An 11,632-nucleotide genomic window follows, 5' to 3' on the forward strand; every position below is an offset into this window, starting at 1 on the left:
AAAATACATTCCCACGCGTAAGCGCGGGAATGTATTTTTTTTATCTAAGGGGGCAAGGATTTGACCATCAAAAAAGCACTGACCGGCGTCGTGGCAGTGCTGTTGGTAATGTTGACAATTACCGGACAGGCCCAGGAGGGAGTATCTTTTTCCTGTCAATTTCCGTATTATCTGGGAAAGGTCAGGGATTCTGTGATTCCCGGCGGGCAGACGGCAGCGCTGTTTAGTATTGAACATCGTGGTCTAAGCGACACAACGGTGACAGTGACCATCAGTCTGCCGCCTGGCTTTAGCCCGGCCGGTTCTCAGGAAAACTGGGAGGTAACCAGGCAAGCAGACCGGTATTCCTTAACCAGAGATATGCTGCTGTCGGGAGGGTATAGTCAGTGGTATGATTTGCTGTCCCTGCAGGTGGCGGCAGATTTGCCGCCCGGCAGGTATACCGCTGCCGTGACGGCAGGAGACAATACACAGCAGATACCGGTTACCGTAGGGGCCGGTACCGGTGACGCCGCCGTGCCGGTCACACTGGCAGGTATGGTTCTGCCGTTGGATAAGGACGGCAAAACCGATGACCGTGTAGGGCGCAATGTCTTGGTGCTGCGGGACAGACAATGGGATTACTACAAAAATTTATTTATTGGCAAAGGCGCTTCGAATCAAGAAATTGAGGCCATTCACCCGGTAACTCACCTGGGCGTGGATATTGTCAATCCAGCCGGGGTGCAAAAACTGGTTATTGTTACCGTTCATCTCTTAGATGCGGGTCGTCAGCCGGTGAGCGGCTTGTTTACTCCCGGTGCGACCAATGAAGATGTCGATGGCGGCGCGCTGGATGGTCACAAGGAATATTTAGAGATGTTTACGGCTTTGAACGGTGACTCCCGGCAGCGCCTGCAGCTGCCTGTATATGCGGATGAACGCAATTTGACCGGCGGGGATTATATCCTCCGGGCAGAACTGAGCGACGGGGTCAAGGCGCCGTTGCTGTACGAAGTGCCGCTTACTATTATCAAAAAAGACAACAAAGCCCTGATAGTAGTCAGTAGTGCCGCCCTGGCGGTATTGACAGGCTTGCTGCTTTCCCTCAAGCGCCTGCGGCGAGTATTGGCGGTGCTGAAAACACGCTGGCTGGTAACCATTGCCTTGTTTGGTGCGGCAGCTTTTGCGGTGGTCAATGTACCGTCCACTTTATTAAATGATTTTTTTCATATTTTGCTGGGCCCATTCGGATTTTTAATTACCGGCCTGTTTAGCAGCATATTTCTCTATATGATGGTGGTGGCGCTGGTCATACTCATTCCCCAGCCCGGGGTGGTGGCGCTGATGACCGTTGTTCGCATGCTGCTCGGGATGCTGGCATTTGGTCAAATCTCACCCATTGGCCTGTTATCCTATGGTCTGCATGCGCTGCTGCTGGAGCTGCTGATTTATGGCAGTGGCATGTATGGCTGGCTGCAGCAACGGGAAGACAACCCCATACCCTGGGACAAGATCGCGCTGTTGGCTGTCAGCTGTGCGGTGGCTGATACCATCGCAGCCTATGTGAGCTTGCAGGCGATGGCGTTTTTGTACCGCATGTATTATGCTGCCTGGTATATTGCATTGGTCTTACTGTTTAACGGCTTTATCTATACCATAATCGGCGCCGCCTGTGGCACAGCCTTAGGCAAACGACTGGCCAGAGTAGGGGGAGATTGACCAATGGACAGTATAGTATGCTTTAATAATGTTTCCTTTACCTATCGGCATCGCAGCAGTCCCAGTATCAGTAGCGTCAGTTTCCGGGTTTCCCCAGGCGATTTCCTGCTGCTGACAGGTGCGACCGGTTGTGGCAAAAGCACTTTGTTAAAAATGCTTAACGGACTGATTCCCCATGAAAGCGGCGGCAAGCTTGAGGGAGACGTGGTTGTCGGCGGACGTTCGGTGAGTGGCTTGAGTGTGGCGGAGATGAGCCGTACCGTGGGCATGGTATTTCAGAATCCGGATGATCAGATTTTTTCCACAACCGTGTTTGATGAAGTGGCTTTTGTCCTGGAAAATATGGGAATGACGGCAGTTCAGCTCGAACCTCAGGTCAAAGAAGCGTTAGCCTTGGTAGGTCTTGCCGATAAGGCAAAAGCCAGTGTGCATGCACTGTCAGGAGGACAAAAACAGCGCCTGGCGGTAGCCGCCGTACTGGCAGCCAAACCACAGGTACTGGCACTGGATGAACCTATCAGCCAGCTTGATCCGCAGGGAGCCGCGGAATTGCTGTCCGTATTGCAGCAACTGAATGCCAATCTGGGAATTACCATTATTATTGTTGAGCACCGCCTGCATGAAGTACTGCCTTTATGTCACAAGGCAGCCATTATGGATGCCGGACGGCTCATCTGGCAGGGCAGGCGTGAAGAGGCTTACAACTGCCAGGAAATGTTTGCTGCTTACGGTCTCAGGCTCCCCCAGCCTGTTACCCTTTGTCATCATCTGGGGGTTGCGGCGCGTTCGGCTCAGGTTGACGATGCCGTGGCAGCCATCCGGCAGCATTATGCCATTCCGGTTCCCGCTATCAGTCCGGTTCCCGCAGCGGCGGCATCGCTGCCTGTAGGACAACACCTGTTGCCAATACCGGCAATCCAGGCCAAACAAGTATTTTTTCATTATGATAACCCGGCGCAAATGGTGCTGAACGGGGTTGATTTGACAGTTGCCGCAGGCCAATTTATTGCCCTTATGGGCAGTAACGGGGCCGGCAAGTCTACCTTGCTGCACTTGCTGGGCGGGTTGCTTAAACCGGCAGCCGGTGAAATGCAGATACTGGGACAAAGGGTTAGGGCAGTATCGCCGGCTGTGGGAATGGTGCTGCAAAATCCGGATTTTATGCTGTTTAACAGTACTGTGCAGGAGGAAATCGGTTTTAGCCTGCGCCAGCAAAGCAAAGACAATACCGACGGCTGGACAGAGTACTGCGAACTATTGACAGACAGGCTAGGTTTAGGCGGCTTGAGGGAGGATTTCCCGCTGGCTTTGAGCCGCGGTCAACGCTTGCGGGTGGCTATTGCCGCCGTTTTGGCCAATGAGCCGCAGGTCCTGCTGCTGGATGAGCCAACAACAGGCCAGGATATTGGCCATATTGAGGATATCGCGCTCTTGCTCAGGGAATATACCCGGCAGGGTGGCAGTATTATATTTTGCACCCATGATACCGAGGTGGCAGCACGGTTTGCCGATCGAATCATTGTTATGCGGCAGGGGCAAATTGTGGCCGACGGCACACCGGCTGCGGTTTTTCAGGATCAGGCCATGCTTAAGGCCAGCGGACTTAAACCGCCTGCGATCCTGCTTGCCGCTCAGGCCCTGTATGGCGGCACCGCGCTTACTGTGGAGGAGGTGGTAGGATATGTACGACAGGCATGTCTGGGAAGCTACACCGGGGAACACCCTGCTTCATAAGATTGATGTCCGGACAAAACTGGTGTTATTGCTCCTGCTGGCAGCTATGGTGCTGCTGGTGGACAGCCCGCGTTCACTATTTCTGCTGTTTTGTCTGGTGCTGAGCCTGCACCTGCTGGCGCGCTCCTCTATGGGCAGGTGGCGTATCCTTATGGTCTTTATTCTACTGGGTATTTGGGGTTCCATGACCAGCCAGGCGCTGTTTTACAGCAGTGAGCCGCGAACCATTATCGCTTGTCTGGTGTCGCCGGCCGCACCGGGAATCGGCGCATTGACAGGAGGGGTGTATGTTTACCGGGAAGGCTTGGAATATGGCGCCGTGCAGGCCTTGCGTTCAGGAACTATGCTGGCTTTGGGCCTCCTGATTAACTGGACCTCCGATCCCCGGCAGTTATTGCGCAGCCTGCTGGCCTGGAAGCTGCCTTACGAACTGGGCTTTATGCTGATAACCGGTCTCAGGTTTCTGCCGGTCATTTTTCAGGAGACCGGTGTTGTTCTGACGGCACAGCGTCTCAGAGGCTTTAACCCGTTCCGGACAATATCGCCCCGGCGGCTCATTCAAACAGCCTTTCAAACCTTGTTTCCCATTCTGGCACGGACTTTGCGCCGGGCGGCGACTTTGGCATCTTCTGTCGAAAGCCGCGGCTTTGGCCGGGAAACACCGCAGGTGCCTTTGCCGGTATGGTCCTGCAAGGAACGCCTGGTTTGCCATAGCCTGCTGCTGACAGTGGTGGGTCTGATACTTCTTAAGATAATGGATTCACTGCAATTTAACGGTTTCTTATATGTGTCATCCTTGCGGGGGGTATATGATTTGATGAAGGTGTGGCTGTAAAACTATGAAAAAAGTCATCACAGCAGGAATTACTCTCTTATTTCTCGGTACGTTAGGAGCATTAGCCGCCCATATTTTTGGCATGAGCACCCATGTGAGCCTGACTGGCAAACAAAACGGTACACAGACAGGCGCTTATGGCAAAGTAATGGAAGTGGTTTTAGGCCAAACGGAAGTATATAATTATCAGCGAATGGGCTTTAACCGGGGCTTTATCCGATTTTCCCCTGATAGCAGCTTTTTGGCCGTCGGTTCGGAAACAGGGGAAGTGCTGCTTTATAATACCAAGGGCAGCCTTATCTGGCGTAAAAACATGGGGCTGGGTAAGCTGACCGCACTGGAATTTTCGCCGGACGGCCGTTCGGTGCTTGTCGGCGAAAGCAGTCAGCAGGGATGGCTGGTGTGCCTGCGCGTCAAAGATGGCAGTGAGCTGTGGCGGCAGGCCAGTGTACAGGAACTGGGTGTCAATATTAAGGAAAAAACCTATCCCGGTATAGCCGCCATCCGGACAGATGCCGCCGGTATGGTTTATGCCGTGGCCCAGCGGTATATCAAGCACGCCGACGGGCGCAACCAGTATGCCGGGCGTATCTATAAATTTACACCTGACGGGGAAAGGATCGGTATGTTCCCCACTGATCACAATCTGGATTGCTGGGTAAGCTGGATTAGTGTGGATAAGGCAGGTGAACAGGCTGCGTTTGCCACCGCTAATTTTGATGTGGCAACCTATCGGTATGACAAGAATATCTATTGTCTGGACGGTGGGCTCAAGGCTGTATTGTGGAGCAATTACGCAGAGTTGGTCCCGCCTTATCAGAATGTTACCATGCGTACAAGCCCTGAGCTTAGCCCTGACGGAAAGTATGCGTCTGCTATTGCCAGCGACGGGCGCTGTTTTTTATTTGACAGCCGGGAAGGGCAGAAATTATGGCAGCGCAGTATCAGCTACCCGCAGAAGATTGGCGGTGTCACAATTAATGCCACCGGCAGCAATAGTTTGATCATAGGGGAATATGCCGTATACACAACAGGCAATACCTACAATAAGGCCAATTGGCAGCTGCCAACCCCGGTGGAGCACCCTAACTCCAACAGCCTGTTTGTGTTTGACATGCAGGGCAAGCTGATCAATAGCTATAAACTTGACGGCACGATTGAGGAAATGGCTGCAGGCAGCAAGCTGGCCGTGTTGGCCGTAGGCCGGAATGTCCGTTCCAAGGATCCGTCAATGCATGGCTTGTATATTGTTACCATCCCGGAAACCCGGCTGGTTGATTACGCAGCCACCAGCGGCGGCCCGTGTATTGCTGCGGCGGTAAGTCCTGACGAACGCTATGCAGCCGCAATAGAAGCCCCTATCCAGCTTGACGATGGCCGGGTAATCGGGGAATATAAGTTAACCCTGCTGGCAAGACAGTGAGTTTCTTTACTGAAATCAACTGTAGGGAGATGAGGTTATGGGACTAAACAGCCAATGGAAGCCGTATTTTCTGCACACTGTTATCCTTGCGGTTGTAGGCTTGCTGCTGTTGCTGACCGGCGGCTGCACCGGTTCAAACAGTATAAATCCGCCGGGAACTGACAGCGGTTCCGGCAGTTATGAGCTGGCAGACAGTACCGGTTATGTAGTCCGGTTGCCGCAAAAACCGCAGAGAATAGTATCACTTTCTATCAGCGGGGATGAGATTTTGATGGCACTGGTAGCACCCCGGCGGATTGCCGCCCTGACTTACCTGGCAGATGACGGGGGTATCTCCAATATAGTAGAACAAGCCAAAGCCATTCCCGGTAAAGTACGGGGTAATGCCGAGAGCGTTATCCCGACGCAACCCGATCTGGTGCTGATGCCTGACTGGTATCCGGCGGAATTTATGCAAACTCTCAGGGACGCAGGTCTCACGGTCTATGTTTACAAAACACCTGACACCATTGAAGAAGTGAAACAATCGGTTAGGCAAATTGCCCGCGTAGTCGGGGAGGAAGAGGCCGGCGAACAGGTGGTGGCCGACATGGACCGGCAACTGACGCAGACTAGCGACAGAGTGAAGCACATTGCCGCCGGTGAGCAAAAGGTGGTTATCTATTACAGCCTCATGGGCGGCACCAACGGTAAGCACAGTACCTTTGAAGATATTTGCCGGCAGGCAGGGGTAATCAATGGTGCGGCGGCAGCGGGACTGGAGAGGGGGGCATTATTGTCCAAAGAGCAGCTGGTTGCCATTAATCCGGATATCATTATTCTGCCTGTCTGGGATTATACCGGCACAACAGATATGAAAAAATTCGCCGACGATATCCAAAATGATCCTGCGCTGCAATCGGTCAAAGCCATTCAGGACCGGCAGCTGATTGCTGTGCCTGACAGGCATTTTAACAGCACCTCCCAGTATATTGTACAGGCGGTGCAGGATATCGCGCAGGCGGCCTACCCGCAGTATTTTTAGATACCGGCTGGTGATCGTGCAAGAGTGCGCTTGGCTGGAGCAAGTTGGGAGAGGAGTGAGTGGTATGGGACGCATATTGTTTATGTGCAATATTGACCGTCAATTTGTCATGATGGAAAAGGCCAGAGAGCAACTAATCGAAGAGAAATATCTGTCTGAGGAAGGTGATGTCATTTTCCTGCATGACACTCTGGCATGGGGAACCGAGTGGCAAAATAGCTTTCTTGCCAGTGACCTGGTGGTGTTTTCCTGGATGGGAATGGGACGGGATACGCGTTTTCTCAAGGAAGCGGTTGAGTTTTTAAGGAAAAATAAAATCAGGCATGTTATGCTGGCAAGTGAAATACAGCCGGAAGATGCGCTTGGCGGCGTAACGCCGGAGGACAGGAACACCATGCGCCGGTATTTATCCTATAGCGGTCTGGACAATTACCGTAACCTTTGGTTATGGCTCAATAACCGCTATTGTCAGCAGGCCTATGAATGTCAGCCGCCGTGCGAGCTGGCCTGGAATGGCATTTTTCACCCGCGGGCCGCTGCATTTTTTACCGATGCCGAGCAATACCGGCAGCTGTTTTGCAAGCCCGGGCAAGGGACTGTCGGCATCGTCTTTCCCCGGGATGAATGGATATGGTCTGATTTGACCTATCAGAGCCGGCTGATTGAGGCTATCGAAGCGCGGGGGCTTAATGTTATTGCCGTCTTTAGCCATTGGGCGCGTAACGCCGAGCTTAACGCCCCGGGAGTCGATGATGCTGTGAATGCCTTTTTTTATTATAAGAATCTGCCGGCAATTGATGTGCTGATTAATACCTTTAAATTTTCCCTGACGGTAGGCAAGCCTGTTGATCAGGAATTTTTACATAAGCTGGGCGTGCCGGTATTGCAGGCCTATACCTTACTCCGGCCGCGGGAGGTATGGCAGGAAAGCATAGAAGGACTCACCCCGATGGAAATTTCCTGCAGTATTGCCATGCCCGAATTTGACGGCTGTTTGCATGCTGTTCCCATCGCCGGCAAAGAACAAATGCCTGACGGTACGACAAAATACCAGATACTGCCGGAACGAATTGAGCGGGTGGCCGCCAAAGCCGCCAAATGGTCCAATTTGCGGCGCAAAGCCAATAGCCAAAAGAAAATTGCTATTATATTTCATAATTATCCGGCTACCAATTCCAATATTGGCAGTGCCCAGGGAATGGATTCGCCGGCCAGCATCCGGCTGCTCTTAGAACGTATGGCCGGGCGGGGGTATACAGTTGACGCCATCCCGCCTGACAGCCGGGCGCTTATGGATAGTCTGCTGGCTGCCGCTACCAACGATCGCCGTTTTTTGTCCGAGGCGGTGGTAGCGCAAGCACCAGGCAAGGTATCGGCTGCTGAGTACCGCCAGTGGTTTGATTTACTTGCGCCCCGGACGCAGGAACAACTTAGCGGGGACTGGGGCGAGCCGCCGGGTGATGTATTTAACTATGACGAAAAACTGTTGGTGCCTGGTATGCTGAACGGCAATATTTTTATTACCGTACAGCCGCCGCGCGGTTTTGGCGAGGACCCCGGCAAGCTGTATCATTCGCCGGACTGTGCTCCCACCCACCATTACCTGGCTTACTATCACTGGATCCGGGATATCTGGCAGGCTGATGCCGTTGTGCATGTGGGCACCCACGGCACACTGGAATGGCTGCCAGGCAAAGGCACAGGCCTGTCGGCCACCTGCTACCCGGATTTAGCCATCGGTGACTTGCCGAATATATATCCTTATCTTATCAGCATTGTCGGTGAGGGTACTCAGGCCAAGCGGCGCGGGGCAGCCTGCCTGATTGGGCATTTGCCGGCGCCCATGAGTCAGTCCGGTACCTATGATCAACTGGCAGAGCTGGAAAAACTGCTGGATGAATACTGCCATTTTGCCCAAAACCAGCCGGACAATATCCAGGTTGTCGCCAGCCTGATCACCGAAAAGGTGGTGGAAGCCAAGCTTGAAGAGGATATGGGACAGGCGGCAGGCGAAACCTTTGACGATTACGTGCAGCGGCTGCACGGCTATATCAGCGATATTAAAAACATGCAGATCCGGGTAGGGCTGCATGTCCTTGGCTGTCCGCCGCAAGGGGACACTTTGATCGAATATTTGCTGGCCCTGACCCGGCTGGCAAACGGGGATACGCCGTCACTTCCCGAAACCATCGCAGCCATGCATGGGTATGACTACTATGAACTGTTGGCCGGGAGCGGTAAGCTGCTGCCGGATGGCAGCAAAACCTGCGGCGTCTTGCTGGATGAAATCGGACAGCAGTGCCGGGAGGTTATTGTCTGGCTGTGCGACCATGATTTTGACCTGCAAGCGGCTGAACAAGCGGCACAACTGCCGTGGGCTGCCGGAGCCGGTCCTGAACGCCAAGAACAGCTCAGGCAAACGGTACGGTATATCTGTCAGACACTTGCCCCTAATCTCAGTAAGACCGAACAGGAAATCACCAATTTGCTGGGCGCATTAGAAGGCCGGTTTGTCGAACCCGGACCGGCAGGTGCACCCACCAGCGGCATGGCCGATATATTGCCGACAGGCCGCAATTTCTATGGGGTTGATCCGCGGACCTTGCCGACTCCGGCTGCCTGGGAACTGGGTCAGACTTTGGGAGACGGTGTGATTGAACGTTACATTGCCGACGAAGGCCATTATCCGGAAAATATTGGTATGATTTTCTGGAGTGGTGCCAATATGCGCAGCCACGGACAGTGTATTGCCGAATTTCTCTATTTTCTGGGCGTGCGCCCGGTATGGCAGCGGGGCAGCCAACGGGTTGTTGATGTAGAGGTTATTCCGCTGGCAGAGCTCAAACGGCCGCGGATTGACGTAACCGCCCGTATTGGCGGCTTGTTTCGCGACACCCTGCCGATGGCGGTAAAATGGATGGACAAAGCTGTCAGCCTTGTCGCCAATCTGGAAGAAAGCAGTGAGGTTAACTATATCCGCAAGCATGTCCTGGCAGATTCGGCACAGCTGGCCGGACAGGGTATTGAGCAAGCGGCTGCCTGGGAACAGGCCTGCTACCGGGTGTTCGGCTGCCCGCCAGGCACTTATGGTGCCGGTGTTGGCCACCTGCTGGAGGAAAAGAACTGGGAAACCATTGACGATTTGGCCAAAGTATATGTACGCTGGGGGGCCCATGCTTATGGCGCCAAGAGCAGCGGTGCCTTTGTGCCGGAGCTCTTCAGCCGCCGGTTGGCAAGCCTGGATGTTACTGTGAAAAACGAAGATAACCGGGAAGTGCATATGCTCAATTCGGATGATTTTAATTCCTACCATGGCGGTATGATTGCCGCTGTCCGCAGTCTGAAAGGGGAGGCCCCCCGCTCCTATTGTGGCGATAGCTCCAACCGCCGGCAGGTCAAGCTCCGGAGTCTGGACGAAGAATTTAAACGCCTGTTTCGCGGTGAAGTCATGAACCCCAAATATATTGAAGGCATGAAACAGCATGGGTATAAAGGCGCGGCTGACTTAGCCTCGGTGGTGGCTCACTGCTACGAATGGGATGCCACCAGCGCGGTGATGGAGGATTGGATGTACAACGGCCTGGCGGAGAAATATGCTCTTGATCAGAAGATGCAGGAATGGATGAAAGACGTTAATCCCTGGGCGCTGCAGCGGATTGCCGAAAAGCTGCTGGAGGCCGGGATACGCGGCCTATGGCAGGTTGATGATAAGACCAGGCAGGAATTGCAGCAAATCTATCTGGATATTGACAGTGAGCTCGAAGAACGGAGTGACAGGTAACTGCTATGGTGAGAATGCTAATATTGAGCCTGACAGGTGCATGTAATTTTGCCTGCAAGTATTGTTATGCCCACGAACATCCGCCGGAACTAATGGATGCCGCCACCGGGATTGCTGCCGTGGAAATGGCGGCAGCGGACGGCCAGGCCTTTATCCTGCAATTCACCGGCGGCGAGCCGTTGCTAAACTTTCCGGTAATGCAAGAGATTATCCGTCATGTACGGGAAAATGGCCTGCCTGCCATCCTGCAGCTGCAGACAAATGCCTCGTTGCTGACCCGGGAAATGGCGGCTGTGCTGAAAGCCGGTCAGGTAGGTATCGGCATCAGCCTTGACGGGCGGCCGGATGTCAACGACAGGCAGCGCTGCCTGCCTGACGGTCAGGGAACCTGCCGCCAGATTTTACAAGGTGCCGGCCAGTTAGCTGCCCAGGGGATGGCTGCAGGTATAACCTGTGTTGTTACCAATGAAAACGTGAAAAATTTGGCCGGTATTGTAGAAATGGCTTATTACCTGGGAAATGTACGGCGGATTGGCTTTGATCTCTTACGTTCCCAGGGTAAGGGCGGTGCGGTTACCCCGCCTTCGTCGGCTGCCGTATGGCAGGGAGTAAAAGAAGCCCTGGAGACAGCGGAACGTATGGCTAAACAGACCGGCATATCCCTGCTCTTTTCTCAGGTTGAACGGGTGGACACGCTGTCCAGGAAACAGATGCCGGGGTTTGGTCACTGTCATGCCATGAACGGCGAAGCAGCTTTTGTCGATGCACAGGGAAATTTGTATGCCTGCGCATCGCTGGCCGGCAATCCAGATTTCTGTCTGGGACATGTAACAACAGGATTGGATAAGGCCAGACAGAAAAAAGTTGCGTCTTTGATTCAGGAAGGAATGAGTTTTTGCCGGCACTGCCCCTCATTTTCCTTGTGCGGCGGTGCGTGCTTTGCCCGCTGGTACGGGGCAGGCTGCGGCAATCAGGGGTATGCCGCCGAGTGTGCGTTAAAACAGGTGGCTATCGAGTGGTATCTGGCACATCAGGGAAAGGGGCAAAGTGGTCATGAAAGTTGCGTTACTGCATGTAGATGTTAGCGGCGGCCGCAGAAGCCGGAGCGAAATGGGTTGAGATACCTCTCAATAA

General features: G+C 53.6%; 7 protein-coding genes. All 7 read left to right on the plus strand.

Going from position 1 to position 11,632, the window contains the following annotated elements; genetic code table 11:
* Positions 1–60 precede the first annotated feature (60 nt).
* The 7 genes from SPSPH_RS03170 to SPSPH_RS03200 all read left to right on the plus strand — a co-directional run bounded on the left by SPSPH_RS03170 (position 61) and on the right by SPSPH_RS03200 (position 11,583).
* Positions 61–1,701 (plus strand): hypothetical protein, encoded by a 1,641-nt coding sequence (locus SPSPH_RS03170; protein WP_075753178.1) that lies wholly within the window; start codon positions 61–63, stop codon positions 1,699–1,701.
* A gap of 3 nt (positions 1,702–1,704) precedes the next feature.
* Positions 1,705–3,435 carry an ABC transporter ATP-binding protein gene (locus SPSPH_RS03175; RefSeq protein ID WP_075753180.1) on the plus strand — a complete coding sequence of 577 codons (1,731 nt, stop codon included), beginning with the start codon at positions 1,705–1,707 and terminating at the stop codon, positions 3,433–3,435.
* Positions 3,383–4,270: an energy-coupling factor transporter transmembrane component T family protein gene (locus tag SPSPH_RS03180; RefSeq protein ID WP_075753182.1), complete on the plus strand. Its 888-nt coding sequence runs from the start codon at positions 3,383–3,385 to the stop codon at positions 4,268–4,270. Before SPSPH_RS03175 ends, SPSPH_RS03180 begins: the two co-directional genes overlap by 53 nt.
* A 4-nt stretch (positions 4,271–4,274) precedes the next feature.
* Positions 4,275–5,693 carry a PQQ-binding-like beta-propeller repeat protein gene (locus SPSPH_RS03185; protein WP_075753184.1) on the plus strand — a complete coding sequence of 473 codons (1,419 nt, stop codon included), beginning with the start codon at positions 4,275–4,277 and terminating at the stop codon, positions 5,691–5,693.
* A 37-nt stretch (positions 5,694–5,730) separates the two neighbouring features.
* Positions 5,731–6,717 carry an ABC transporter substrate-binding protein gene (locus SPSPH_RS03190; protein WP_075753186.1) on the plus strand — a complete coding sequence of 329 codons (987 nt, stop codon included), beginning with the start codon at positions 5,731–5,733 and terminating at the stop codon, positions 6,715–6,717.
* 64 nt (positions 6,718–6,781) lie between these two features.
* Positions 6,782–10,498, plus strand: a complete 3,717-nt coding sequence (gene cobN / locus SPSPH_RS03195) for a cobaltochelatase subunit CobN (protein WP_075753188.1) — start codon at positions 6,782–6,784, stop codon at positions 10,496–10,498.
* 5 nt (positions 10,499–10,503) lie between these two features.
* On the plus strand, positions 10,504–11,583 hold the full coding sequence (locus SPSPH_RS03200; RefSeq protein ID WP_075753190.1) for a radical SAM/SPASM domain-containing protein: 1,080 nt from the start codon (positions 10,504–10,506) through the stop codon (positions 11,581–11,583).
* The last annotated feature ends 49 nt before the right edge of the window (positions 11,584–11,632 follow it).

This window comes from Sporomusa sphaeroides DSM 2875 (genome assembly GCF_001941975.2).
Taxonomy (GTDB): Bacteria; Bacillota; Negativicutes; order Sporomusales; family Sporomusaceae; genus Sporomusa; species Sporomusa sphaeroides.

Excerpts from the sequence above, each read along its gene's own strand:
- SPSPH_RS03180 (WP_075753182.1), top strand. The coding sequence starts at position 3,383 with ATGTACGACAGGCATGTCTGGGAAGCTACACCGGGGAACACCCTGCTT.
- SPSPH_RS03190 (WP_075753186.1), top strand. The coding sequence starts at position 5,731 with ATGGGACTAAACAGCCAATGGAAGCCGTATTTTCTGCACACTGTTATC.
- cobN (WP_075753188.1), top strand. The coding sequence starts at position 6,782 with ATGGGACGCATATTGTTTATGTGCAATATTGACCGTCAATTTGTCATG.
- SPSPH_RS03200 (WP_075753190.1), top strand. The coding sequence starts at position 10,504 with ATGGTGAGAATGCTAATATTGAGCCTGACAGGTGCATGTAATTTTGCC.
- SPSPH_RS03185 (WP_075753184.1), top strand. The coding sequence starts at position 4,275 with ATGAAAAAAGTCATCACAGCAGGAATTACTCTCTTATTTCTCGGTACG.
- SPSPH_RS03175 (WP_075753180.1), top strand. The coding sequence starts at position 1,705 with ATGGACAGTATAGTATGCTTTAATAATGTTTCCTTTACCTATCGGCAT.